The 23,708-nt window shown below is 65.6% G+C and carries 25 protein-coding genes; 13 read left to right on the plus strand and 12 right to left on the minus strand.

What is annotated here, in order from left to right; genetic code table 11:
- Window positions 1–9 precede the first annotated feature (9 nt).
- On the minus strand, window positions 10–771 hold the full coding sequence (locus tag AABA86_RS16665) for an SDR family NAD(P)-dependent oxidoreductase (RefSeq protein ID WP_212251450.1): 762 nt from the start codon (window positions 769–771) through the stop codon (window positions 10–12).
- A gap of 133 nt (window positions 772–904) precedes the next feature.
- Between AABA86_RS16665 and AABA86_RS16670 the strand changes: the two genes are divergently transcribed.
- Entirely contained in the window at window positions 905–1,822 is a 918-nt protein-coding gene (locus AABA86_RS16670) for a LysR substrate-binding domain-containing protein (protein WP_212251526.1), read from the plus strand.
- Between the two features lie 44 nt (window positions 1,823–1,866).
- On the opposite strand, the gene AABA86_RS16675 is transcribed toward AABA86_RS16670, so the two are convergent.
- Window positions 1,867–2,628 carry a hypothetical protein gene (locus AABA86_RS16675; protein ID WP_212251448.1) on the minus strand — a complete coding sequence of 254 codons (762 nt, stop codon included), beginning with the start codon at window positions 2,626–2,628 and terminating at the stop codon, window positions 1,867–1,869.
- Between the two features lie 15 nt (window positions 2,629–2,643).
- The gene (locus AABA86_RS16680; protein WP_018315770.1) at window positions 2,644–2,832 is read right to left on the minus strand and encodes a hypothetical protein; all 189 of its coding nucleotides are present in this window, start codon (window positions 2,830–2,832) and stop codon (window positions 2,644–2,646) included.
- Window positions 2,833–3,085: 253 nt separating this feature from the next.
- On the opposite strand from AABA86_RS16680, the gene AABA86_RS16685 reads away from it, so the two are divergent.
- Window positions 3,086–4,063, plus strand: coding sequence for a DUF2336 domain-containing protein (locus AABA86_RS16685; protein ID WP_338307565.1), 978 nt, complete (start codon window positions 3,086–3,088; stop codon window positions 4,061–4,063).
- Window positions 4,064–4,283: 220 nt separating this feature from the next.
- Here AABA86_RS16685 and AABA86_RS16690 read toward each other — a convergent pair whose 3' ends face one another.
- From AABA86_RS16690 to AABA86_RS16705, 4 genes are all read right to left on the minus strand, one after another.
- Entirely contained in the window at window positions 4,284–4,628 is a 345-nt protein-coding gene (locus AABA86_RS16690; protein ID WP_212251444.1) for a DUF1491 family protein, read from the minus strand.
- Window positions 4,629–4,681: 53 nt separating this feature from the next.
- Entirely contained in the window at window positions 4,682–4,891 is a 210-nt protein-coding gene (locus tag AABA86_RS16695; protein WP_028142952.1) for a hypothetical protein, read from the minus strand.
- 155 nt (window positions 4,892–5,046) lie between these two features.
- Entirely contained in the window at window positions 5,047–5,757 is a 711-nt protein-coding gene (locus AABA86_RS16700; RefSeq protein ID WP_338307566.1) for a peptidoglycan-binding domain-containing protein, read from the minus strand.
- Window positions 5,750–7,615 (minus strand): PAS domain-containing sensor histidine kinase, encoded by a 1,866-nt coding sequence (locus AABA86_RS16705; protein ID WP_338307567.1) that lies wholly within the window; start codon window positions 7,613–7,615, stop codon window positions 5,750–5,752. Before AABA86_RS16705 ends, AABA86_RS16700 begins: the two co-directional genes overlap by 8 nt.
- Window positions 7,616–8,026: 411 nt before the next feature.
- On the opposite strand from AABA86_RS16705, the gene AABA86_RS16710 reads away from it, so the two are divergent.
- Complete coding sequence (locus AABA86_RS16710) at window positions 8,027–8,470, plus strand: DUF5330 domain-containing protein (protein WP_338307568.1); 444 nt, start codon at window positions 8,027–8,029, stop codon at window positions 8,468–8,470.
- A gap of 66 nt (window positions 8,471–8,536) precedes the next feature.
- Window positions 8,537–8,965, plus strand: a complete 429-nt coding sequence (locus tag AABA86_RS16715; RefSeq protein ID WP_338307569.1) for a SufE family protein — start codon at window positions 8,537–8,539, stop codon at window positions 8,963–8,965.
- A 119-nt stretch (window positions 8,966–9,084) separates the two neighbouring features.
- Here AABA86_RS16715 and AABA86_RS16720 read toward each other — a convergent pair whose 3' ends face one another.
- Both AABA86_RS16720 and AABA86_RS16725 read right to left on the minus strand, forming a co-directional pair.
- Window positions 9,085–9,501 (minus strand): MucR family transcriptional regulator, encoded by a 417-nt coding sequence (locus AABA86_RS16720; RefSeq protein ID WP_212251434.1) that lies wholly within the window; start codon window positions 9,499–9,501, stop codon window positions 9,085–9,087.
- Window positions 9,502–9,638: 137 nt separating this feature from the next.
- Window positions 9,639–10,520, minus strand: a complete 882-nt coding sequence (locus AABA86_RS16725; protein WP_338307570.1) for a DUF308 domain-containing protein — start codon at window positions 10,518–10,520, stop codon at window positions 9,639–9,641.
- Window positions 10,521–10,832: 312 nt separating this feature from the next.
- On the opposite strand from AABA86_RS16725, the gene AABA86_RS16730 reads away from it, so the two are divergent.
- Together AABA86_RS16730 and AABA86_RS16735 are read left to right on the plus strand one after the other, a co-directional pair.
- Window positions 10,833–12,482 carry a glycosyltransferase family 39 protein gene (locus AABA86_RS16730; protein WP_338307571.1) on the plus strand — a complete coding sequence of 550 codons (1,650 nt, stop codon included), beginning with the start codon at window positions 10,833–10,835 and terminating at the stop codon, window positions 12,480–12,482.
- 169 nt (window positions 12,483–12,651) lie between these two features.
- Entirely contained in the window at window positions 12,652–13,431 is a 780-nt protein-coding gene (locus tag AABA86_RS16735; RefSeq protein WP_100177703.1) for a class II aldolase/adducin family protein, read from the plus strand.
- A 233-nt stretch (window positions 13,432–13,664) separates the two neighbouring features.
- Here AABA86_RS16735 and AABA86_RS16740 read toward each other — a convergent pair whose 3' ends face one another.
- The 3 genes from AABA86_RS16740 to AABA86_RS16750 form a co-directional block, all read right to left on the minus strand.
- A complete protein-coding gene (locus tag AABA86_RS16740; RefSeq protein ID WP_338307572.1) occupies window positions 13,665–15,059 on the minus strand; it encodes a M20/M25/M40 family metallo-hydrolase in 1,395 nt (464 codons plus the stop codon).
- Window positions 15,060–15,083: 24 nt separating this feature from the next.
- Entirely contained in the window at window positions 15,084–16,412 is a 1,329-nt protein-coding gene (locus AABA86_RS16745) for a glycosyltransferase family 87 protein (protein ID WP_338307733.1), read from the minus strand.
- A gap of 126 nt (window positions 16,413–16,538) precedes the next feature.
- Window positions 16,539–18,161: a helicase HerA-like domain-containing protein gene (locus AABA86_RS16750; protein ID WP_338307573.1), complete on the minus strand. Its 1,623-nt coding sequence runs from the start codon at window positions 18,159–18,161 to the stop codon at window positions 16,539–16,541.
- Between the two features lie 349 nt (window positions 18,162–18,510).
- Here AABA86_RS16750 and AABA86_RS16755 point away from each other — a divergent pair, with 349 nt between their 5' ends.
- The 7 genes from AABA86_RS16755 to AABA86_RS16785 all read left to right on the plus strand — a co-directional run bounded on the left by AABA86_RS16755 (window position 18,511) and on the right by AABA86_RS16785 (window position 23,707).
- The gene (locus tag AABA86_RS16755; protein ID WP_018315753.1) at window positions 18,511–18,876 is read left to right on the plus strand and encodes a hypothetical protein; all 366 of its coding nucleotides are present in this window, start codon (window positions 18,511–18,513) and stop codon (window positions 18,874–18,876) included.
- A gap of 25 nt (window positions 18,877–18,901) precedes the next feature.
- Window positions 18,902–19,309, plus strand: a complete 408-nt coding sequence (locus AABA86_RS16760; RefSeq protein ID WP_028142940.1) for a DUF4332 domain-containing protein — start codon at window positions 18,902–18,904, stop codon at window positions 19,307–19,309.
- 267 nt (window positions 19,310–19,576) lie between these two features.
- Window positions 19,577–20,437, plus strand: a complete 861-nt coding sequence (folP, locus tag AABA86_RS16765) for a dihydropteroate synthase (protein WP_338307574.1) — start codon at window positions 19,577–19,579, stop codon at window positions 20,435–20,437.
- Window positions 20,434–20,802: a dihydroneopterin aldolase gene (gene folB / locus AABA86_RS16770; RefSeq protein WP_027533885.1), complete on the plus strand. Its 369-nt coding sequence runs from the start codon at window positions 20,434–20,436 to the stop codon at window positions 20,800–20,802. The genes folP and folB overlap by 4 nt, the downstream gene beginning before the upstream one ends.
- The gene (folK, locus tag AABA86_RS16775; RefSeq protein WP_212251422.1) at window positions 20,802–21,293 is read left to right on the plus strand and encodes a 2-amino-4-hydroxy-6-hydroxymethyldihydropteridine diphosphokinase; all 492 of its coding nucleotides are present in this window, start codon (window positions 20,802–20,804) and stop codon (window positions 21,291–21,293) included. The genes folB and folK overlap by 1 nt, the downstream gene beginning before the upstream one ends.
- An 81-nt stretch (window positions 21,294–21,374) precedes the next feature.
- On the plus strand, window positions 21,375–23,246 hold the full coding sequence (locus AABA86_RS16780; protein ID WP_338307575.1) for a methylmalonyl-CoA mutase family protein: 1,872 nt from the start codon (window positions 21,375–21,377) through the stop codon (window positions 23,244–23,246).
- A complete protein-coding gene (locus AABA86_RS16785; RefSeq protein ID WP_338307576.1) occupies window positions 23,243–23,707 on the plus strand; it encodes a GFA family protein in 465 nt (154 codons plus the stop codon). The genes AABA86_RS16780 and AABA86_RS16785 overlap by 4 nt, the downstream gene beginning before the upstream one ends.
- Window position 23,708 lies beyond the last annotated feature (1 nt).

Raw genomic sequence — 23,708 nt, forward strand, 5'->3', positions numbered from 1 at the left:
CCTCCTCGCTCAGTGGATCAGCATGCCGCCGTTCACGTCGATGACCGCACCGGTGACATAGGCCGACAGGTCCGAGGCGAGGAAAGTGTAGATGCCCGCGACGTCGGCGGCCTCGCCGAGGCGGCCGAGCGGTATGCCTTCGAGAATCTTCGTCCGCATCTCGTCGGTGAGCTTGCCCGCGGTGATATCGGTGCCGATCAGGCCCGGCGTCACGCAGTTGACGCGGATACCGTCGGGCCCGAATTCGCGGGCCATCGCCTTGGCGAGGCCGAGCACGCCGGCCTTGGCTGCCGAGTAATGCGGTCCGCCGAAGATGCCGCCGCCGCGCTGGGCGGAGACCGACGACATGCACGCGATCGACCCGCTCCTGCGCTTGCGCATATGCGGGATCACCGCCTGCGACAGGAACAGGATGCCCTTCAAATTGACGCCCTGGATGCGGTCCCAATCTTCAGGGGTGATGTCGAGAAGCTTCACCGGCTGCGTCACGCCCGCATTGTTGATGAGGATGTCGATCTGGCCGAATTTCGCGATGACCGCTTCAACGGTCTTGATGCAGGCCTGCTTGTCGGTGACGTCCAAGGCGAGGCCAAGATGCGGCGCGCCAGTGCCGGGTTCGAGCCCGCGCGCGGCGGCTTCCGCGGCCGAACCGTCGATGTCGAGAATGGCGACCCGGGCGCCTTCGGCCGCAAAGCGGCGGGCCGTTGCAAGGCCGATGCCCCGCGGCGAGGCCGCTCCGGTGATGATGGCTGTCTTGCCGCGTAGCAGCATTGTGATCCTCCCTGAATGGCTGTTGCCGGCACCGACGGCGCCACTGTTCTTGACCCGTTGATTATGCCCCTGCCTCGTTTCTGACAAACGCGCTGTTGTCTTGCATAGGTGAATTTGGTTCACTCGTCGGATGCTGCTGTCCAGTATTCCGATATCGTCCATCCGCGCGTTCGAGGCGGCCGCACGCACCGGCTCGTTCCGGGATGCGGCGAACGAACTTCATTTGACGCCGAGCGCGGTGAGCCACGCCATCCGCAAGCTCGAAAGCGCGATGGGCACGATATTGTTCGAGCGGAGCGCCCGCGCCGTCCGTCTGACGCCGGCGGGCGAGAACCTGATGCGTCATGCCGGCGCCGCCTTCGACAATCTGCGCCGCGGGATCGAAGAGGTCGCGGGCCGCGGCCCGCAATTGCTGAGAGTGCACTGCGCGCCGAGCTTTGCCGCGCAGTGGCTCGCCCCGCGCCTTGCCCGCTTCATGGCCGCAGAGCCCCAGCTCGAGGTCCGGCTCGCCGCCAGCACGGAATATGCCCGGTTCAGCAACGACGATTTCGACATCGACATCGTCTACGGGCAGCCGAGAGCCGAGGGAGTCGAGGTCATTCCGCTCGGCGAAGAGACCGTGACGCCGCTCTGCACGCCCGAGATCGCGAAGAAAATCCGCAAGCCGAAGGACCTGCTCGATCAGGTGCTGATCCGCTCGGAAGTGAAGCAGGTGCAGTGGCACCAATGGTTCACCGCCAACGGGCTCGAGGCGCCTGCCATTCATGGCATGCGCTTCGATCGCAGCTTCCTGGCGATCGCGATGGCGTCGAGCGGCCTCGGCGTGACGCTGGAGTCAACCCGGCTTGCCGAACGCGAGATCGCCACAAGGCGGCTGGTTGCCCCCCTCGCCGGACGCTCCGTCGACATCCGCTATATCGGCCACCATCTGGTGTTCCCGCGCGCGAGCCAGCAGCGGCGACCGATCCGCGTCTTCGCCGAGTGGATCACGCGGGAGGTCGCGGTTGCCGGCCCGGCTTCAAGCCGATCGAGAGTCAAGTCGACGGGCTGACGGCTCCGACCGCTCAATACGTGCCGCCGAAGCGTCTTTTCTGCTCAGCCCTTCGAAACCACCGCGCGCCCATAGGGCGGTTGTGCCTGGACCGGCGGATTGGCGGTCTGGGCGGCGAGCTCGCCGATCAGGCGGTCGGCATCGGCGGCCATGCCGTCGGGGGCCTGGATCACCAGGCGCTCCAGTGCCCAGCGATAGGACGAGATGCGCTGCTCCAGGCATTGCTGCACCCACTGCACGATCAGCGAGTTCTCCTGCATGCGCGCCACCGCGTCGTCCCTCTCTCTCGGCGAGAGCGCGGAGACGCGCGCCATGCTGGCGTTGCGCTTCCTGTCGAGGTCGATGACGCGGATCGCGGATGCGAAGAACGGCTCGAAGCGGGTGATGTCGTTGCGGACGTCCTCGATCAGCTGCGCATAGCGCGAGGAATGCGAGCGGTGCGGCTCGTCGATCAGCGTGCGGCCGTACATGGTGCGGTCGAACACGATCTTCTGCCGCCAGGGTGACGGCATCGCCTTGTAGTCGCCGAACACGCTCTTCCAGGCGGGGCGCGACAGCGGCGGCTCGATCATGGGATAGGCGAGGTCGCGCAGCTGGCGCTCCTCGTCGGTGAGCTGGAATTGCGAAGGCCTCAGGCCGACGCTGGAGGTGACTTCCGCGCCGAGCCAGCGATGCATGTCGTCGCTGCGCATGTCGGCGCGGGTGCGGCCGAAATCGCCGCCGCTACAGGCACCGAGCGCAGCGCCAAGCAGCGTCAACAGGACGGCCGATCGGACAGACCGGATCTGGCGGATGGTGTCCGGCATTGCAAAGGCCCGGAATCAGCGACGGCGACGACGGCGCCCCGGCGCTGTGCCCTGCTCCGGCCCGTGATCGCCGCTGGTTTCGTCTGCCTCGCGCTCGATACGGATGACGGGAAGGATCAGGATCGTTCCCATGTCCGCGCGCGGAGCGACATCCCCCGACGAGCCCACCCGGCGACCGGCCGGAAATTCAATGATGGTCCCCATGTCAGCTCTCTTCAATTGCCGCGCGACCGAGCGCGCTCATGCAACATGCATTCATTAAGATCAGTTCATGGTTAACGGGGTGTAAACGTCGCGGTCGGACCGTAACCGCACGGGCCGGCCGCGACGTCCCCTTGCGGCACGAGATCGCTTCAAATCGAGCGTTCGGCTTCACGCCTCGTTTTCCTTAACGAGCCTTTAAAGGAGCCTGCGATAGGCTGGCGACGAGTATCTCTTCCAGGTCGCGTATCTCTCCATGACCAAGTCGCTGTTTCCCGGATTCGACGGGCTGATGTCGCTGTCCCGTCGCGAAGGCGTCGATGTTCGGCCGACGCTGTTGCGCGTGCTGACCGACCTCTATGTGCAGACGCGCGTCCACAGCGACGACGAGCAGCGCCAGTTCACCGAGCTTGCAACGCGGCTGATCGACCAGGTCGACGATGCCACGCGCGCGGCCATCAAGGCCAAGCTCGCGATCTATCCGGCGACGCCTGTCCCGGTCTTGCAGAAGCTCGGCCTGGTCGCAGCCCAGGAAGGCCGCAGGGTTCCGCTCACCCGCGAGATCCCCATGCCCGCACCCGCCCCCGCGCCGGCCCGCACGCCGACCGACGCCGAGCTGCGCATGGCCGCGAACATGGCGATGCAGCCGAAAGACGCCGCCGAGATCCACGACATGTTCTTCCGCGCCGGCTCCTCCGAGCGCGCGCTGATCCTGCACAATCTGGCGCAGACCCCGCTGAAGGCCGCGCCCCGCATTCCGACCGTGCGCGCCAAGCGCGCGATTCAGATCCTGGAGATGGCGGCGATCGCGGGCGATGTCGAGAACTTCACCCTCGAGCTCGGCGACAGCCTGATCCTGCCCTCGCGCGTCGCGGCCCAGATCGTCGACGATGCCGGCGGCGAAGCGCTCGCGGTCGCCGCGCGCGCGCTCGACATGCCGAGCCCGAACTTCCAGCGCATCCTGCTGTTCTTCAAGCCGGAGATCGGCACGTCCGTGAACGAGGTGTACCGGTTGTCGCGGCTCTACGACCGCCTCAGCGACCGCTCGGCGCTGGTGATGCTGGCGGCCTGGCGCGGCTCGACGCTCGCCGTCACCCGCGCAAAGTACCAGTCGTCACTTCATGACGGCGAACGCCAGCGCGCCCGCGCGGGCGCAAGCCAGACCCGGCCGGGCGTGCAGCCCGGCGCAATGCCGCCGCGCCGCACCGGCACCGACGGATCATCGGAGCGCTGAAACCCGCTGACGCTGAGCGTGAGGCGCGCGGCATCTCCCCAAGCTCGTCATTGCGAGCGCAGCGCGCAGTCGTGCCCCGGACGCAGCGCAGCGCCCCTCGACGATGCGCTGCTGAGCCGGGGCCCATCTCTCCGCCTTCGTTGATGCCGCCTTCTGGGGCCCGGCTCTGCACGGCAACGCTGACGCGTCGCCGCTTGTCCGGGACACGGTGGAGCCGCAGCTACGTCTTCGCCAGCTCAAGGAAATGCCGTCCGGCACGATCCTCGGTCTCGACGATCCAGGCGTCCGGATCGAAGCGGATTTCCTTCGTCAGCCGTTCCTCGATCGTGTGCTCCGGCAGGGCTTGCGGCGCCACCGGCACGAAGAAGCGATCGACGGGGCGGCCGTCGTCGTAAGAGGTCTGCGGCGCCGGCGCGTAGAGCATCGCATGGCCGTCGAGCAGCGACACTTTCACGAACACCGCGCCCGCCTCCTCGGCACCGCGACGGCGTACCGCGCCGAACACGCCTTCGGTCTGGCAACGGCGCAGGTAAGCCGCCACCCATATGTTGGATTTCAAACGCATGAGTCGAACGATAGGCCAGCGTGACGCGCGCCGCCAGTCTCAGCGTCCGATTGTCACGCCTTGCTTACACCTTGCCCGCCGTTGATCTGGCGCGCAACGAGGTATGACAGCGGCATTGCAAGTGCGAATCCCACGGCGACCGCATAGGGGATGTTCCTGATGGCGTCGGCGGCGAAGCTCGGCACCATCAGCACGACGATCAGACTGACGCCCGCCAGCACCGTACCCAGCATGATCCAGACCAGAACCGAGACCTTGAACATGACAACCTCTCTTCTTCGTTGAAGATGAGCGATCATGTTCCCCGAAGCCGTCGGCCGTCATTGATCCCAAGCAAATCGCGCCTGCTGGACGCGGCCAGGCTTGCCGGCGCGCGATGCCCGGAATTGATCGGCGTCAATGACAGGGGGCGGTGAGGCTACTCGACAGGATGGCCGATCGCAGCGCCGAGCTCGCGCAGCAGCCGGTCGGACAGCTGGCCGGTGACCTGCATCTTGTGCTCGCGCTCGAACTTCTGGATCGCGGACTGGGTCTCGCCGCTCATCGTGCCCGTGATCTTCAAATTCCCGTAGCCATATTCGGACAGCGCGCGCTGCACGCCGGCGATACGCCGTGCGGCCGGGCTCTGCGGCACGGGAATCGGCGCCGGCGGACGCATGGCCGACGGCGGCGTCGAGGTCGTCGCCTTGACCAGATTGGTCATGGGATCACTGCCCGCGCGCGGCGTCGATGCGGTCGCCTCGACGGGTTTCTCCGGCGGCTTCTCGGCGGCTCGCTCGGCAGGTTTGGGCTCGGCGCGGAACTCGGTCGCGCGCGGCTCCAGCGGCGACGTATCGGCACCGACGGGGCGCGGACGCGGCAAGGGATTCGACAGCGCCACGGAGGACGGTGCGGGAAGATTGATCACGGTGCCGAACATCGGCGCCGGATGCCGGCCGGTCTGCAGGAACAGCGCATTGGCAACGATCGCGCCGATCGCGGCGACGGCGACGAGACCGGCCAGCGTGTCCTTGGGGCTGTGCAGCAGCACGCGGATCACGAGGTTACGCTCGGTCTCGACATCGACAACCGCGGCCTTGGCGCCACGGCGGCGCGGAGCGGCTTCGTCCTTGGTAGACTTCCTAGGCACTTTTCTTCACCAGAGCGGGTTGGTCCTGAGACTGGTCGTGAGTTTGGTCTTGAAGATCCTGGCGCAGCACCGGCGTCAGCGTCGCGACCTTGCTCTCGGCCGGCTTGACTTGCGGCGGCGTGTAGACGAGCGGCAGCCTGACGGTGACGGCGGTGCCCTCTCCCAACCTGCTTTGTACCGTCAATTCGCCGAGATGCAACGCCACGAGACTCTTCACGATCGAAAGTCCGAGACCGGTTCCCTCGTGACGGCGCTGATAGGTCTTGCCCGCCTGGAAGAACGGCGCGCCGATGCGCTTGAGATCGTCGGGCGCAATGCCGACGCCGGTGTCGCTGATGCGCAGCGTCAGCTGCGAATCCGACACCGAAGCGGTCACCGAGACCTGACCGCCGCGCTCGGTGAACTTGATGGCGTTGGCGACGAGATTGAGCACGATCTGCTTGAACGCCCTGGGATCACCGGTCATGACGGGCAGATCCTGCGGCGCATCGGTGATGAGATCGATGCCGTTCTCCCGCGCCTTCAGCGCCAAGAGATTGCAGCAATGCAGCAGCGAGGCGCGCGGCGCGAACGGCTCGGACGCGATCTCGAAATTGCCCGACTCCATCTTCGACATGTCCAGGATGCCGTTGACGACCGACAACAGGTGCTGGCCGGAATCGTTGATGAGCTGCGCGTATTCCTGGCGCTGGGCCGCACCCAGCATCAGGGTCTGCTCCTGCGCGATCATCTCGGAGAAGCCGATGATGGCGTTCAGCGGCGTGCGCAGCTCGTGGCTCATGGTAGCGAGGAAGCGCGTCTTGGCGGCATCGGCAGCTTCCGCGGCGCTGCGCGCCTGATCCAGCGCCTGCTCGGACAGCTTGTGGTCGGTGACGTCGCGCATCACGGCGACGACCTCGGCCTCGCGCGTGACGTCGCTATGGGGATTCTGGCCGATATCCCGGTCGAGCGGGCGGCAGCGCATCTCGACCCAGAGGAAATCGACCTGGCCGCGCTCCGAACCGTCGGGCTCACGCCGCAGCCGGAACTCGATGCTGCGCACGTCGCCGCGCGCGGCATCGGAGAGCGCGGTGAGATAGGCCGGGCGATCGGCGACATGGACGCGGTCGAACAGGCCATGCCCCAGCAGTTGAGCCACCGGCATCCCGAGCATGGCTTCCGCCGCCGGCGAGATGAACTGCACCGCACCGTTGCGCTGATGCCGCGAGACGACGTCGCTCATGTTGCGGGCCAGCAGGCGATAGCGCTCCTCCTCGCGCGACAGCAGCGCAACGCTGGTGCGCGCGAGCGATTCCGCGCCGAAGGCAAGGCCGGCGGCATAGAGTGTTGCCGAGACGACGCCGCACGCCATCAGCACGCCGCGTTCCGCGGCGCTGGTGTCTGCAACCGGTGGCCAGCCGAGCTGGCCGACGAGGATCAGGAGTCCCGCACAGGCCAGCGCGAGCAAGGATGCAAAGGCCGCGACGCGGCGCGAGGCCGACAGCGCGGCTTCGAGGGGAACCACGACCAGCCAGACCGCGGCGAATGATTCGATGCCGCCCGTGGTGCCCGCGATCGCCATGATCAGGCCGGCGAGCGCCAGCGACGACAGCACATGCGCGCCTTCATAGCGGCCGGTGCGCGACAGGAACCAGGACAGCAGGATCGGCGCGATCAGCCAGGCGAACGCGGCGACCTCGACCGCGCTCGGCGCGCCACGCATGGCGAGATAGACCGGGAATGCGGCAAAGGCGGCCAGGCTGCCGAGCAGCCGCGGCGCCATGAAGGCACGATGACGCGCCCGCATCAGCGCATCGTAACGCGCGGAGGGATGCAGCAGTGCATCGAGACAATCGCGGATGATACTCAAAACTGTCACGGGTCTCGCGCTTCGGCTCAATCGTCTCTGGAAGACGCGCCGGAACGCCTCCTTGTCGTTGAGCCACCGTGTCAGAGCGACCTTAAACGAGTGCTAAGGCGGCTCGGTGTGCGGCCGAACGCCGGGACATCGCGAGGCTTTTTAGACGATTTGGCGACGTCTTCAGCGAGGATGGTGAACACAGGGTTTCACGCATCCCAGCATGGTTTCGAATTGGTGGATATGCGTGCCTCCAAAATCACGGGCGGCGGCGTCAATCGAAAATTTACGACACCGTCGATCTCGAAGAATTTTGCGTAAATTTTCCGCGAATTAAGCTCAAGGCAATCACTTGCGATTTATCGAGAGTTGCTAGGTCGAAACGCGCGCGGACCATCGCCGCGGACGGGATCTAACGAACAGGTCGATAAGATGCGCTTTCTGCTCCGCATCACATTCTGGCTCGGGTTGGTGCTGGTGCTCCTGCCCAGGGACAAGACGCCCGAATCGGAGAAGCTGCCGCAGATCGGTGCCGCCGACGCGGTGCAGGCTGCGACTGCGGCTGTCTCCGACATGACCCAGTTCTGCAAGCGCCAGCCGGCGGCCTGCGAGGTCGGCGGACAGGCCGCGACCATCATCGGCCAGCGCGCCCAGGACGGCGCCCGCAAGATCTACCAGATCATCAACGACAAGAAAGAGCATATCTCCAACGACAAGAACGAGAAGAACGACAAGAACGAGAAGAAGGCGCCCGACCATACCGGCTCGATCGCGATGGCCGGCGAAGGCGATGCCGCATCGACCGAGGCGCCGCGCGATACCCTGAGCCAGGACGACCTCGCGCTGGAATGGCGCGGCCCGGCGGCGGCGAATTAGCGCCAAACCCTATCGATTTCGGCTCCTCGCATCCTTATATTGGCGGAAAGCGGGAACACGGGCCAGATGACGACGATCGACGAAATCAGGGACAATTTCGAGCTCCTGGACGAGTGGGACGACCGCTACCGGTACGTCATCGAGCTTGGCCGCACCCTGGAACCGATGCCCGAGGGCGAGCATTCCGCCGAGAACAAGGTGAATGGCTGCGTCAGCCAGGTCTGGCTGCAGAAGCTGGTCGATCGCGGCAATGGCGCGCCGATCCTGAAATATCGCGGCGACAGCGACGCGCATATCGTGCGCGGGCTGGTCGCGATCGTGCTCTCGCTCTATTCGGGCCGCACGCCGCAGGAGATTCTCGATACCGACGCGATCGCGGTGTTCAACGAGTTCGGCTTTCGCGATCATCTGACACCGCAGCGCTCCAACGGCCTGCGCTCGATGGTCGAGCGCATCAAGACCGACGCGAAAGAGGCGCTCGCGGAGGCGTCGTAAGAAGCTCTCGTAGGGTGGGCAAAAGGCGCCCTTGCGCCGTGCCCACCATCTCTCGTCAATCGCGGTCAAAGTGGTGGGCACGCTTCGCTTTGCCCACCCTACGAGATCCGAAGTCTGGTTTACTTCCGCTTCCGCTGCTGCTGTCCGAGGCCCATCTGCTTGGCCAATTGCGAGCGCGCCACCGCATAGTTCGGCGCGACCATGGGGTAGTCGGCCGGCAGGCCCCATTTCTCGCGGTATTGCTCCGGCGTCATGTTGTACTGCGTGCGCAGATGGCGCTTCAGCGATTTGAAGCGCTTGCCGTCTTCCAGGCAGACCAGATAGTCGGGCGCGATCGACTTCTTCAGCGAGACCGCCGGCTTGGCCGCCTCGAGCGGCGCGGTCTCGGTGCGGCCTGACGACACCCGCACCAATGCGCCATGCACCTGGCTGATCAGGTTCGGAATCTCCGCCGCAGGCGTCGGATTGTTGCCGAGATAGGCCGACACGATGCTCGCCGTCAGCTCGATGAAATTCTTAGCCCCGGCATCCGACATGGGCCCGCCCTCTCTGCACCTTGCACTTCACGGGATAGACGACGCCGAACTCTTCCGTGTCAACAATTCGTTCGGCTGAAACAAGACGAGTGACGAGGCGACGACGATTGCGGCGCTTGACCGCTGCGCGGCAGAGCTTAGGACCGCTGGTCGAGATGGGCGCGCAACTCGTCGATCGAGGCAAAGCGCATCATGCCCTCCGGCATCTGCGCTTCGATCGAGCCGTCGGAATAGAGCGAATAGGCCATGCCGTCGACGATGCCGGATTTGAGCACGGTGACGGGTGGCTGCTCGACAGATGGCGGCGGCGGTTCGGGTGCAGGCGGGGCGGTCTCGGCAAAGGTCGACGGCGAGCGCGGCGGAGGCCGGCGCGCGGCGGCCGGCGGCTCCGGCGGGCGCATGCGGTCCGGCTTCGGCCAGGCATCGTCAAAGCTTGCCGGCGGAATGTCCGCGGCCTCACCGGGCTCCGCATGTGGCGGCGGCGCCCCCTCGGTGGTCTTCGCCTCCGCGCGCTCGCGCTCCTTGCGTGAGGTCGAGGCGAACATCAGGTTGCGCCGGCGCGGCGCTTCCGGAGCCGCGGGCGGCGTCGGCGCTTCCGGCTCCGGCGGCACCTCGACGCGCGGACGCTCGCGCGCGGCAGCTTCGCTCTGCCACGGCGGCGGGCCTGCGACGGGTGGTGGTGGCGGTGGCGGCTCGATCCTTCCTTCGCCCCTCCCCTCGATCCTGGCCGCCGCGGCAGGCGTCGGCTCGGGCACAGCGGCGCCTGATGCGGCGAGGCCCGGCAGCACGGGCCTGACCCGAACCTCGGGCGGCGCACCGGCCAGCCGGCGCGCGAGGCCCCTCAGCTCAAGCAGCACGAGATGCAGGCCGACCAGTAACATTCCGGAGCAGACGCCGATGGTGCCGGAGATTATGAGGGTACCGCCGAAGCTGAACTCCCTAATCGTCAGACCGAAAATGACCGCGAAGAGACCCGCCACGACGGCGAAAATCCCCGCGATCAACAATGCCAAATTCATCGAACTCACCCCCGGTCGCCATCCACACGCGACAACCGCTACGCCACGATACCGTCATCCGGTGTTCCACGCCAACGACGAATCGTCGGCAGCGTTCCTAAAGGGAAGGAAATCAGGGACTTATTCACATTCCCTTCAGCTACGGCTCGCTACTGCTTAGGCTGCTCTCACGTAACCGGAATTGCTGCGTCGCATCAGGAATTTAGCCATAATGCCCAATTACTTGGTAATGGAACTGCGCTATAGGGATTCCGGGGAACAGGCCCGCGCGCACCAGCAGGGCCAAGAGGGTATTCCGGGGCACCGATAGCCATGACATCCATCACGACTTCGGCGATCGACACGCCTCTGCGGCGCTCGGTCGAACGGACTTGCGACGATCTCGCCATGCTGGTGCTAGCCGCGGTGGCCGTCATTGCGGGCCTTACGTTCCGCGACTACGGCCTCGGCTGGGACGACTACACCCACGCCGAATATGCCGATTTGCTGCTGCGCATGTTCGGTTCCGGCTTCAAGGACACGGCAGCGCTCTCCTTCGCCAATCTCTACATGTATGGCGGCGGCTTCGACATGGTCGCGGCCCTCCTGCACAAGGTCATTCCGCTCGAACTGTTCGAGACGCGACGCTTGCTCGGCGCGATCGTCGGCGTGGTCGGACTTGCGGTGACGTGGCGGCTCGGCCGCCGCATCGGCGGGCCCCTTGCCGGTCTTGCCGCACTGCTGCTGCTCGCGCTGTGCCCGATCTTCTACGGCCACATGTTCATGAACCCGAAGGACGCGCCCTTCGCGGTGGCCATGATCATCCTGATGCTCGGCCTGGTCCGGCTCGCCGAGGAATATCCCAAGCCGTCTCCGCGCACGATCCTGATCGTCGGCCTGGGTGCCGGCCTTTCGATCGGCTGCCGCATTCTCGGCGGGCTCGCGCTGGTCTACGCCATGCTCGGCTTCGTCCCGCTGTTCCTGGAGGAACTGCGCAGCGAGGGCCTGCGCGAGTCGGTCCGCCGCTTCGCCCATGTCGTCTACGTGCTGCTGCCGGGCCTCGCGTTCGGCTATCTCGTGATGGGCCTGATCTGGCCGTGGTCGATCATGGAGCCCGGCAATCCCTTCGAGGCGCTGACCTACTTCTCGCACTTCTTCGAGAAGCCGTGGAAGGAGATGTTCGACGGTGCGATCGTGTCCGTGCCCGACATGCCCTGGTCCTATCTGCCGACGCTGTTCGCGCTGCAGCTGCCCGAGGTGATGCTGGTGCTGATGGGCGGCGCCGTGGTCAGCACCTTCGCCATGCTGCCGCGAGGCGAGGTGCCGGCGCGGCGCAAGACCATCATGCTGATGCTGACGCTCGCCGCAACCCTGCCGCTCGCGATCGCGATGGTGAAACGGCCGGCGCTGTACAACGGCATCCGCCATTTCGTCTTCGTGATCCCGCCGATGGCGGTGCTCGGCGGCGTCGCCTTCGCGTGGGCCATGGAGCGCCTGCGCGCCAATCACCGCACCTGGCAGCCGGTCGTGCTCGCCACGTTCTGCTTTGGCCTCGCGCTCTCGCTCGCCGAGATGATCCGGCTGCATCCCTATCAGTACACCCACTTCAACCACATCGCCGGCACCGTGCGCGGCGCCGACGACCGCTTCATGCTGGACTATTGGGGTCTCGCGCTGAAGCAGGCCTCCGATGAGCTGCGCGAACAGATCGTCGAGCGCCAGGAAGTGCCGCCGACCAATCGCAAATGGAAGGTCGCGGTCTGCGGTCCGCAGCGCCCGGCCCAGGTCGCGCTCGGACCCGACTTCACCATCGGCTGGGATTCCAACGCGGCCGATTTCGCGATGACGCTCGGCGAGTTCTACTGCAAGGGCCTCACCGCGCCCGTGATGGTCGAGATCAAGCGCGACGACGTGGTGTTCGCCCGCGTCTACGACATCCGCGGCCGCAGCATTTCCAGCCTGCTGTCGATCCCGGCGCCGTAATAATTTTCTCCGAAGCCGTAGCCCGGATGAGCGAAGCGACATCCGGGAAGGCCCCGCATTCGCTCCATGCGGGCTACGCGCGACTGCCGCGCTCCCGACGCGCCTTGCCGCCAGCTTCCACCACGTCTACGCTCCCGCCCCGCAACAACGATGTTCGGAGAGATCAGCCATGTCGCCAGCGGAAGCGCGTCTGAAGGAAGTGCCGTCTGACATGACGGAGGCCGAGTGGCAGCAACGGGTCAATCTCGCCGCCTGCTATCGCCTGGTCGCGCTGTACGGCTGGGACGATCTGGTCGACACCCACATCTCCGCGCGCGTGCCCGGCCCCGAGCATCATTTTCTCATCAACCCCTACGGGCTGATGTTCGACGAGATCACCGCCTCGAGCCTCGTCAAGGTCGATTTGCACGGCAACCAGCTCTCCGAGAGCGAATACAGCATCAACCCTGCGGGCTTCACCATCCATTCGGCGATCCACGAGGTGCGCGAGGACGCGATCTGCGTGCTGCACCTCCACACGCTCGACGGCACCGCGGTGTCGAGCAGCGCCGAAGGCCTGCTGCCGCTGAACCAGACCGCCCAGCTCGTCACCCACGATCTCGCCTATCACGACTATGAAGGCATCGCGCTCGACCACGACGAACGGCCGCGGCTGCAGAAGGATCTCGGCGACCACAACCACATGCTGCTGCGCAATCACGGCACGCTCACGGTCGGCCGCTCGGTCGCCTCCGCCTTCGAGCGCATGTATCACCTGGAGCGCGCCTGCTCGATGCAGGTGCGCACGCGCGCGCTCGGCACGCCGGTCTATCCGGTCGAGGAGACCGCGATCGACAAGAACACCGAGCTGCTCGCCAACCGCGACCGCGCCGAGCTGCGCGCCACCAACCTCGTGTGGCCGCCGCTGCTCCGCAAGCTCGACCGCGAGCTTCCGGGCTACCGGTCTTGAGATTTTCCGGATTTGGTGTAGGGTAGCGTCCAACGAACCTCTACGCCTTTTGGAATGAAACGCCGCCCAATTCCGGGCGGCGTTTTTATTTTGGCCAGCGGCCGCCACGACAACAGAGCCGTAGGGTGGGCAAAGCGGAGCGTGCCCACGTTCTTTCATAATCACTGAGAGATGGTGGGCACAGCGCTGCGCGCCTTTGCCCGCCCTACGGCAGCTCGCTACGGCACCGTGCCCTACTTCACCTCCGCCAACGCGGCGAGAATTCTCGCCCACGAACGAATGCCCTTCTGGAAGCTGCGCAAATCGTACTTCTCGTTCGGCGAGTGGATGTTGTCGTCGTCGAGGCCGAAGCCGACCAGCAGCGAGTCGAGGCCGAGCGTGCGCTTGAAGTCGGCCACGATCGGGATCGAGGCGCCGGAGCCCATCAGCACGGTCTCCTTGCCCCATTCCTCCGTCAGCGCCTTGCTGGCAGCGGCAAGCGGCTTCATGTTCCAGTCGAGCGCGACGGCTGGCGCGGCGGAATGGTCGCCGAACTCGACCTTGCAGTCGCCGGGAATACGCGCCGTCACGTAGTCGCGGAAGGCCTTGCGGATCTTTTGCGGGTCCTGCCCTTCGACCAGGCGGAACGAGACCTTGGCCGAAGCATGCGACGGGATCACCGTCTTGGAGCCCTCGCCGATATAGCCGCCCCAGATGCCGTTGACGTCGCAGGTCGGGCGCGATGATGCCTGCTCGATCAGGAGGCGCCCCTTCTCGCCGGCCGGGATCGACAGGCCGATCGGCTTGAGGAACATCTCCGGCGTCAGATTGAGCTTCTTCCACTGCTCCAGGATATCAGGCGGCAGATCCTTCACGCCGTCGTAGAAGCCGGGAATGGTGATGCGGTTGTCGTCGTCGAACAGGCCGCCGAGAATTTTCGTGAGCACCCGGATCGGGTTCATCGCGCTGCCGCCGAACACGCCGGAATGCAAATCGCGATTGGCGGCGGTGATCTTCAGCTCTTCGTAGAGCAGGCCGCGCAGCGAGGTCGTGATCGCCGGCGTGTTGCGGTCCCACATGCCGGTGTCGCAGACCAAAACGTAGTCGGCCTTGAACTCGTCCTTGTTGGCCTCGATGAAGGGCACGAAGTTCTTCGAGCCGACCTCCTCCTCGCCTTCGATCAGGAAGGTGATGTCGACCGGCAGCGAGCCCGTCACCTTCTTCCAGGCGCGGCAGGCCTCGACGAACGTCATCACCTGGCCCTTGTCGTCCTCGGCACCGCGCGCCACGATGATCTTGCGGCCGTCGGCATGATCGGTGACGACGGGCTCGAACGGCGGACGGTGCCAGAGATCGAGCGGGTCGACCGGCTGCACGTCGTAATGGCCGTAAAAGATCACGTGCGGCCGTCCGCCGGCACCGGTCTTGCCGACGATGGCGGGATGCCCGGCCGTCGGCCTCACTTCGGCGGCGACGCCGAGGCTCGCGATGTCCTTGGCGAGATGCTCGGCCGCCGCCTTGCAATCCCCGGCGAAGGCCGGATCGGCGGAGATCGACTTGATCCGCAACAGCGCGAACAGGCGCTCCAGGCTGTTGTCGAAATCCTTGTCGATGTGGTCGAGCACGGATTGAAGCTGCGCATTGGCCATGGTCGGATTCCTGACTTTCGAGTCTCAAGAGGTACCGGGTTTTAGCGCCGTCGCAGGCTCGGAGCCAGCGGCAACGGGCGGATGGCGGATGTGCCATACGAGGCAACCGACAAGAACGGCGGTCGCCAGGAGATTGTTGCCCCAGGCCTGGAGGACAGTTGGAAACCACGGCAGCGCCAGCAGCATGAGAAGGCCGGCGGCCCCGAGGGCGAGCCAGGTTCCGAGGCGCACCTTCGCCCGTTCGTCGAAAGCGGCGCGATGCATCAGCACCGTCATCGGGAAGAACAGCCACATGAAGTAGTATTGCCGCGCCAAAGGCGAGGCCACCGTGATCAGGCAGAACAGGATGGCGAGCTCCTCGGCATCCGAGCGCGCCGTTCGCCGCGCTTGCTGCGGCATGATCGCGACGAAGCCGAGTCCGAGCAAGGCCGACAGCGCCAGCACGATCCAGTTCGCCGTCCTGTAATCGACGTCGATGATGTTCATCGTGCGCGGCGGCTTGCCGGGATCCTCCTGATTGAAGTTGATCGGACGGACCAGGCGATGCGTGACGGCGATGAGGGACTGGTTGACCCACGACCAGTTCTGCTCGTCACGCTGGCCAAAGCCCTTTTCCGAGCTCGTTCCGACCATGCCCTGATACCAGGTCGCAAGCTCGGCCGCGTTGCGCTCGAAGCCGCGGATCGGCGCCGGCACGACATAGAGAAGGATGCCGGTGAAGGCGACCGTAGCGGCGGCCGCCGCCCATTTCCGCCGCCAGACCAGATACGGCAGAACCGCGACGGGAAACACCTTGATGGCAGCGGCGAGCGCGAACATGAAGCCCGCAAGCCAGGGACGTTGATGCCGCAAGCTCCAGAAACCGTAGAGCATCATGGCCAGCAGGACGAGGTTCGGCTGGCCGAGGTCGAACATGTCGAACACGAAGGGCACAGTGATGACGGCGGGCAGCGCCTCCAGCCAGCGGCCGGGGCTGCGCCCCGAGCCGGCCATGACCTGGGAGAACGTGCCGGTGTACCACCACGCCACGGCATTCAGGATCGACAGAACGACATAGAGCGGGATGCTGCCGAACCAGCTCGGGATCGCCAGCAGGATCGCCGGCAGCGGCGGATAGATGAACTCGAAATACTCGATGGCCGTGGCGGGATAGAGTGGCTCACCCTGCAAGACCTGCTGCCCGGCCCAGAACCACAGCGGATAATCCTTGGTCTTGCCACTGCCGAAGATCTCGGGAACGAGCACGTCCGCGGTGAGCAGGACGCAGCAGAACAGAAACAGCAGGTCGAGCGGCGCGCGCAGCGACAGGTGTCTGGGTGCGTCAGGCTTGGCTAACGGGGCGGGCGGGGTCACGGAGTGGTCCTGTGCGGCGGCGAACAGGACGTAGCAGACCGGCGCAGGCTTGGAGAGCCCCTCACCTGAAATTGTACCGGTGGTGGCCTCGGGCAACGGCACGCGGAATTGCCCAAAGCGGCCTGCCTACCGCCGCAGCAATCCGCCGAGCGCGCCGCGGACCAGCGTGCGGCCGATCGAGCCACCGAGCTGGCCGCCGACCGACTTGCCGATATTGGCGGCCATTCCGCCGATCACCTGGTTGGTGACCGATCGCGTCACGTCCCGCGCAATGACCTGGCCGGCCGACAGGCGGCCGCGCTTGACGTTGGTGCCGAAGATGGTGCCGACGATCGAGCCGATCTGGCCGAGAAGGCCGCCGCCGCTTCCGCTCGCTGAGCCGTCGGCCGTCGCCGCCGTGCCGGCGATGCGCTTCTGGATCATCTCGTAAGCGGACTCCTCATCGACCGCGGTGTCGTATTTGCCCTTCACCGGGCTTGCAGCCATGATCGTCTTGCGCTCGTCCGGCGTGATCGGCCCGATGCGCGCCGACGGCGGCCGGATCAGCACTCGCTCGACCATGGCCGGCGTGCCGTTGCCCTCGAGAAAGGACACCAGCGCCTCGCCCTTGCCGAGCTCCATGATCACCTTGGCGGTGTCGAGCTTCGGGTTGGGTCGGAAGGTCTGGGCCGCAGCGGCAACCGCCTTCTGGTCGCGCGGAGTGAAGGCGCGCAGCGCGTGTTGCACCCGGTTACCGAGCTGTCCGAGCACGCGGTCGGGGACGTCGACCGGGTTTTGCGTCACGAAGTAGACGCCGACGCCCTTGGAGCGGATCAGGCGGACCACCTGCTCGATCTTGTCCAATAGCGCCTTGGGCGCATCGTTGAACAGCAGATGCGCCTCGTCGAAGAAGAACACGAGCTTTGGCTTGGGCAGATCGCCGGCCTCGGGCAGCTCTTCGAACAGCTCCGACAACATCCACAGCAGGAATGTCGCGTAAAGCCTGGGGTTCTGGAGCAGCTTGTCGGCGACCAGGATGTTGACCATGCCGCGGCCGTCGCGGTCGGTCTTCATGAAGTCCTTCAGCGTCAGCGCCGGCTCGCCGAAGAATTTGGTGCCGCCCTGGTTCTCCAGCACCAGGAGCTGGCGCTGGATGGTGCCGACGGTGGCCTTGGTGACGTTGCCGAACCCCTGCGCGGCCTTGCGGATGGCTGCGAGCGGATCCTCCTCCGCGTCCGCCCCCTTCTTCCCGCTATCGGGCACGATGGCATCGAGCAGCGCGCGCAGATCCTTCATGTCGATCAGGGTCAGCCCGGCGTCATCGGCGACGCGGAAGGCGACGTTGAGCACGCCTTCCTGCACGTCGTTGAGGTCGAGCATGCGTGCGAGCAGAAGCGGCCCCATTTCCGTGACGGTCGCGCGCACCGGATGGCCCTGCTCGCCGAACACGTCCCAGAACACCGTCGAGAACTGATCGGGCTGGAAATTCAGCCCCATTCCGGAGGCGCGCTTCACGATGAAGTCTTTGGCTTCGCCGACCTCGGAGATGCCGGAGAGGTCGCCCTTGATGTCGGCGGCGAAGACCGGAACACCGGCGCGCGCAAATCCTTCCGCCATCACCTGCAGCGTCACGGTCTTACCGGTTCCGGTTGCACCTGTGACGAGGCCGTGGCGATTGGCGAGCGCCAGCGTCAGCCATGCCTGCTCGTCTCCCTTGCCGACGAAGATCTTGTCGTCGGTATCGCCGAGCTTGCTGTCCTGTGCGGTCATTATTCTCTCTGATCTCTCTGCCGGGTTTCGCGTATTGAAACTCAAATGCACCAGTTCCGTAGTTTAACGCATCTTGCGCGCCGATTGAAACGGTTCAACGCGGCCGAACATGCGACATTGTCGGAAACAGACGGAGCGACATCAGCCGAAAGTAGGAACGAGGTGTTCGCAACGCGGCAATTTTTCGCCGATTCCATCTCCGCTCTTGCATCGCTGCAACACTCTCCGCGCGTTCGAAGGTGAATCGCGACGACGCGTGCGTTCATCGCTTGAATTTCACATCACACCGGCTCAAGATCATTTTCGAAAGAAATACTCCGGCAAGCAAACCGGCTGAGGGGCGGGCCTTATGGACGAGCTGATCGGGCGGCTGGCGACAAACGCCAGCATAGATAGTGCTGTGGCTGAAAAGAGCGTCGGCATTATCCTGGGCTTCCTCCGCAACGAGGGTCCTTCCGACAGCGTACAGGCCCTGATCGATCAGATCCCCGGAGCGGAAGCCGCGATCGAGGCATCCAGGAGCGGCGGCGGACTGTCCCGGCTGATGGGCGGCGGCTTGATGGCGGTCGGCACCCGCCTGATGGGCCTGGGGCTCGGCATGTCCGAAATTCAAAACGTCGCCCGTGAACTTTTCCGCTTCGGCCGAGACAAAATCGGAGCAGATCAGATGGGCAAGATCGTTGCGGGGACGCCGGGCCTCAGCCAGTTCGCCTGAAGCCACGTATTTCATATCGAGTATCATGACATATCCGATCTCCGAGATTGAGGGCCTGTCGGTCTTTGCCGCCAACAAGTTGAAGGCGCAGGGTATCCGCACCACTGACGGGCTGCTCGAGGCGGCCGGTACGGTGAAGGGCCGCAAAGCGCTTTCCGCCAAGACCGGCATCAGCGAGCAGCTGCTGCTGGAATGGGCCAACGTCTCCGACTACATGCGCATCCCCGGCATGGGCCGGGCCAAGGTCGGCCTGGTCCGCGCCGCCGGTGTCACCACCGTGCGCGAGCTCGCCTATCGGAATCCGGCAAGGCTCGCCCAGAGCATGCGGGACGCCAACGAGAAGAAGAAGCTGCTGCGCATCCTGCCTTCCGAGAAGTCGGTCGGCGACATCATCGCCAAGGCGAAGAAGCTGCCGCCGAAGATCACGTATTAGGGCGGTCTTTCGAGAACGGATTCCCGCGCCACCTTTTCGGTGTCGTCCTGGCGAACGCCGGGACCCACACCGCGGAATCTATCGGTCACAGACGGTGGCAGTACCGGACTACGAGTCTTCGCCAAACTTTACCCTGGGGGTACGGGTCCCGGCATTCGCCGGGACGACAGCTGGGGTGATGCGCGAGAGTGCCACAATATCGATGCCGCCCGCCGACACCGCCATCCCGCCTTGACTCCCCCTCCCCGACCGCGCAAAGCCACCCACATGAATGCCTCGTCCTTCCCATCCGTCCCGCCGGCCGGCTCGGCCGGGGCTGACGCGCTGCGGATCCTGCTGGAACGACCCATCCCGGCGGTGATGGGCGTGCTCAACATCACCCCGGATTCCTTCTCCGACGGCGGCGAATTCATCGGGCCCGAGCAGGCGCTCGCGCGGGCGCGGGCGATGATCGGGGCCGGCGTCGACATCATCGATATCGGGGCCGAATCCACCCGGCCCTACAAGGGCGCGAAGGCCGTCACGGCAGAAAGCGAACTGGCCCGGCTCAAGCCGGTGCTGGCGGGCGTGGTCGCGCTCGGCGTGCCCGTGTCGATCGACAGCATGAAGGCGGGGGTGGTGGCCTACGCTCTCGACCAGGGCGCGGCGATCGCCAACGACGTCTGGGGCCTGCAACGCGACACCGCGATGGCACCGCTGGTGGCCGCAAGAGGCGTCCCCGTCATCGTCATGCACAACCGCGACGATGCCGATCCCGCCATCGACATCATCACGGACATGAAGACGTTCTTCCTGCGCTCGCTGGACATCGCCGCCAAGGCTGGCATCGCGCGCGAGAAAATCGTGCTCGATCCCGGCATCGGCTTCGGTAAGACCGCCGAGCAGAGCATGACCGCGCTGGCGCGCTTACGCGAATTCGAGATGTTCGGCCTGCCGATCCTCGTCGGTGCCTCGCGCAAACGCTTCATCGCCTCGGTGTCCCCGTCGGAGCCGAAGGAGCGGCTCGCCGGCTCGATCGCCGCGCATCTGATCGCCGCGCAGCGCGGCGCCAAGATCATCCGGACCCATGACGTCGCCGAGACCCTGCAGGCGCTGCGGGTAGCGAACGCAATCGAGGGCAAGCAATGACCGATACGATCTTCGTCACCGGCCTGTCGATCCATGCCCGCCACGGCGTGATGGATCACGAGACCGAAGTCGGCCAGCGCTTCGTCATCGATCTCGAACTCTATACCGACCTGTCGGAGCCCTCGCGCAGCGACCGGCTCGCCGATACCGTGTCCTACGCCGACGTCGTGGCGACGACGACGGCGGCGTTCAAGAACACCAATTACAAGCTGCTGGAGCGCGCGGCCGGCGCGGTTGCCGACGCCATCCTGTCGCACTTCCCGCGCATCCGCGCCGTGAAGATCACCGTGCACAAGCCGCACGCGCCGATCGCCGCGATCTTCGACGACGTCGGCATCATGCTGACGCGCTCGCGGCACCCCTGATGGCAAGCGTGCTGATCGCACTCGGCGGCAATGTCGGCGATGTCCGCGCGACGTTCGCCAAGGCGATCGCCCATATCTGCGGCATGGCACAAGGCGCGTTGATCGCGCGGTCCTCGGACTATGCGACGCCGCCCTGGGGCGACGAAGAGCAGGCTCCCTTCATCAATGCCTGCATCGAGATCGAGACCGACCTCGATCCGCATGCGCTCTTGTTCGTGCTGCAAAAGGTCGAGCAGAAGTTCGGCCGCACGCGGGACAAGGAGCGGCGCTGGGGCCCGCGCACGCTCGATCTCGACATGATCGCTTATGACGATGTCAGCTTGCAGAAGCCCGACCTGACCTTGCCGCATCCGCGCCTGTTCGAGCGCGCTTTCGTGCTGGTGCCGCTGGCCGAAATCGCGCCCGACCGCGTCATCTCGGGCATTCCAGTGCGCGACGGGCTCGCCAGCGTCTCGACGCAAGGCATTGAGCGGCTTCCGGATACCGGTTAACCAAAAACAACCGTTTGCAGGGACGGCCCGCCGTGGCAATTTCGCCTGCGAATAACGATACGATTGGGAGCCCTTGGCCGCATGACCTCCGTGACTGACGATCTGCCGCTGGCGGCCGATTTTCCCAAGGCGACCGTCGAGGATTGGCGCAAGCTGGTCGACGGCGTGCTGAAGGGCGCGCCGTTCGAGAAGCTGGTCGGCAAGACCTATGACGGACTCAAGATCGAACCGCTCTATCCGCGCGCCAAGGGCGTTGCGCCCGTGATGGGACGGCCGGCGGCGGCGCCGTGGCAGATCATCCAGCGGATCGACCATCCCGACGCGGCGCTCGCGAATGCGCAGGCGCTGCAGGACCTGGAGAACGGCGCGACCGGTCTAGCGCTGGTGTTCGCCGGCGCCAATGGTGCTCGCGGTTTCGGCCTGGAACCGTCGGCCGAGGCCGTCGCAAAGGTGTTGAAGGACATCCATCTCGATGCCGGCATCGGCCTCGAGCTCGAGATCGGTCCGCAATCGCGGATGGCCGCGATCCACGTCGCGGAATATGTGAAGAGCAATGGCCTCGATCCCGCCGCCTGCAACATTCGCTTCGGCCTCGATCCGCTCGCGGCCGGCGCGGTGTGGGGCCACAGTCCCTATACTTGGGACGAGATCGCCCCTGCGATCACCGGCGCCATCAAGGGCCTCACCGCACTCGGCTTCAAGGGACCGTTCGCGTCCGCCGACGGACGCGTGATCCACGATGCCGGCGGCTCCGAGGTGCAGGAGCTCGCCTTCGTGCTCGCCTGCGGCGTCGCTTATCTGCGCGCGATCGAAGAGGCCGGCATTCCGCTCGAGCAGGCGCAGGGCATGGTCTATGCGCGACTCGCTGCTGACGCCGACCAGTTCCTGACCATGGCGAAATTCCGCGCGCTGCGGCTGTTGTGGGCGCGCATCGAAACCGCGTGCGGGCTGACGCCGAAGCCGCTGTTCATTGCCGCCGATACGGCCTGGCGCATGCTGACACAGCGCGACCCCTACGTGAACATGCTGCGCGCGACCATCGCGACATTCGCAGCCGGGCTCGCCGGCGCCAACGCGATCACCGTGCTGCCGCATACGCTGGCGCTCGGGCTGCCCGATCCGTTCGCACGCCGCGTCGCACGCAACACGCAAGCCCTGCTGCTGGAAGAGAGCAACCTCGCCAAGGTCTCCGATCCCGCCGCGGGCGCAGGCGGCATCGAGACGCTGACCGCGCAGCTTTGCGAGGCCGCCTGGACCTTGTTCCATGAGAGCGAGACAGCCGGCGGCGCCTTTGCCGCGCTTCAGCAAGGCGTGTTCCAGAGCAAGGTCGCGGCCGCGCGAAAAGCGCGCGACGCCAACATCGCAAAACGGCGCGACGTGCTGACCGGCGCCAGCGAGTTTCCGAACCTGCACGAGAGCGAAGCCACGGTGCTGAAGGCAACGCCGGTTGCGCTCGCGCCTTACGGGGAACAGAAATACAAGTTCGATCCGCTGCCGCCGATCCGGCTGGCGGAACCGTTCGAGGCGCTGCGCGACAAGTCGGATGCAGCACTCAAGTCGCGTGGTGCGCGGCCAAAAGTGTTCCTGGCCAATCTCGGCACGGCCGCCGATTTCACGGCGCGCGCGACCTTCGCCAAGAGCTTCTTCGAGGCCGGCGGCATCCAGGCTGTCGACAGCGAGGGCTTCGCCGATCCGGCCAAGCTCGCCGCCGCCTTCAAGACTTCGGGCGCCGAGCTTGCCTGTCTTTGTTCCAGCGACAAGGTCTATGCGGAACACGCCGAAGCTGCAGCCAAGGCCCTGCAAACGGCCGGCGGGCGACATATCTATCTGGCGGGTCGTCCGACTGAGGCCGAGGCGGCGCTGCGGGCCGCCGGCGTCACGGGTTTTGTCTTCGCCGCAGGCGATGCGCTTGCGACATTGCAAGACGCCTATCGACGGATGGAACAGAAATGACCGAACCAGGCAAACCAGTTCTCAGCGGCGGCTGCCAATGCGGGGCCGTGCGCTTTGGCGTCACGACCGCGCCAACCAGGATTTCGATCTGCCACTGCCGCATGTGCCAGAAGGCGGCCGGCGCGCCGTTCGCCTCCTTTGCCGACATCAACAAGACGGACTTTGCCTGGACCAGGGGGCAGCCGTCGTTCTTCCGCTCCTCCACCATCGCCGAACGCGGCTTTTGCGCCGGCTGCGGCACGCCGCTGAGCTTCGGCCGCATCGGCGGCGACCGGATCGAGATCATGACCGGCGCGTTCGACCGTCCTGACCAGATCATTCCGACGCGACAGTTCGGCACCGAATCCCGCCTCGGCTGGGTGGTCGGCATCGCCAACCTCCCGAGCCAGACCACGCAGCAGAATTACGGACCGGAGAAGATGGCGACCATCGTCAGCCATCAGCATCCGGATCACGATTGAG

The sequence above is a fragment of the Bradyrhizobium sp. TM233 genome (genome assembly GCF_036247965.1).
Classification (GTDB): Bacteria; Pseudomonadota; Alphaproteobacteria; order Rhizobiales; family Xanthobacteraceae; genus Bradyrhizobium; species Bradyrhizobium ottawaense.

Bases quoted from the DNA above. Each gene is read 5' to 3' on its own strand.
- AABA86_RS16665 (WP_212251450.1), bottom strand. From the start codon at position 771: ATGCTGCTACGCGGCAAGACAGCCATCATCACCGGAGCGGCCTCGCCG.
- AABA86_RS16675 (WP_212251448.1), bottom strand. From the start codon at position 2,628: ATGCCGGACACCATCCGCCAGATCCGGTCTGTCCGATCGGCCGTCCTG.
- AABA86_RS16680 (WP_018315770.1), bottom strand. From the start codon at position 2,832: ATGGGGACCATCATTGAATTTCCGGCCGGTCGCCGGGTGGGCTCGTCG.
- AABA86_RS16685 (WP_338307565.1), top strand. From the start codon at position 3,086: ATGACCAAGTCGCTGTTTCCCGGATTCGACGGGCTGATGTCGCTGTCC.
- AABA86_RS16690 (WP_212251444.1), bottom strand. From the start codon at position 4,628: ATGCGTTTGAAATCCAACATATGGGTGGCGGCTTACCTGCGCCGTTGC.
- AABA86_RS16695 (WP_028142952.1), bottom strand. From the start codon at position 4,891: ATGTTCAAGGTCTCGGTTCTGGTCTGGATCATGCTGGGTACGGTGCTG.
- AABA86_RS16710 (WP_338307568.1), top strand. From the start codon at position 8,027: ATGCGCTTTCTGCTCCGCATCACATTCTGGCTCGGGTTGGTGCTGGTG.
- AABA86_RS16715 (WP_338307569.1), top strand. From the start codon at position 8,537: ATGACGACGATCGACGAAATCAGGGACAATTTCGAGCTCCTGGACGAG.
- AABA86_RS16720 (WP_212251434.1), bottom strand. From the start codon at position 9,501: ATGTCGGATGCCGGGGCTAAGAATTTCATCGAGCTGACGGCGAGCATC.
- AABA86_RS16725 (WP_338307570.1), bottom strand. From the start codon at position 10,520: ATGAATTTGGCATTGTTGATCGCGGGGATTTTCGCCGTCGTGGCGGGT.
- AABA86_RS16730 (WP_338307571.1), top strand. From the start codon at position 10,833: ATGACATCCATCACGACTTCGGCGATCGACACGCCTCTGCGGCGCTCG.
- AABA86_RS16735 (WP_100177703.1), top strand. From the start codon at position 12,652: ATGTCGCCAGCGGAAGCGCGTCTGAAGGAAGTGCCGTCTGACATGACG.
- AABA86_RS16740 (WP_338307572.1), bottom strand. From the start codon at position 15,059: ATGGCCAATGCGCAGCTTCAATCCGTGCTCGACCACATCGACAAGGAT.
- AABA86_RS16750 (WP_338307573.1), bottom strand. From the start codon at position 18,161: ATGACCGCACAGGACAGCAAGCTCGGCGATACCGACGACAAGATCTTC.
- AABA86_RS16755 (WP_018315753.1), top strand. From the start codon at position 18,511: ATGGACGAGCTGATCGGGCGGCTGGCGACAAACGCCAGCATAGATAGT.
- AABA86_RS16760 (WP_028142940.1), top strand. From the start codon at position 18,902: ATGACATATCCGATCTCCGAGATTGAGGGCCTGTCGGTCTTTGCCGCC.
- folP (WP_338307574.1), top strand. From the start codon at position 19,577: ATGAATGCCTCGTCCTTCCCATCCGTCCCGCCGGCCGGCTCGGCCGGG.
- folB (WP_027533885.1), top strand. From the start codon at position 20,434: ATGACCGATACGATCTTCGTCACCGGCCTGTCGATCCATGCCCGCCAC.
- folK (WP_212251422.1), top strand. From the start codon at position 20,802: ATGGCAAGCGTGCTGATCGCACTCGGCGGCAATGTCGGCGATGTCCGC.
- AABA86_RS16780 (WP_338307575.1), top strand. From the start codon at position 21,375: ATGACCTCCGTGACTGACGATCTGCCGCTGGCGGCCGATTTTCCCAAG.
- AABA86_RS16785 (WP_338307576.1), top strand. From the start codon at position 23,243: ATGACCGAACCAGGCAAACCAGTTCTCAGCGGCGGCTGCCAATGCGGG.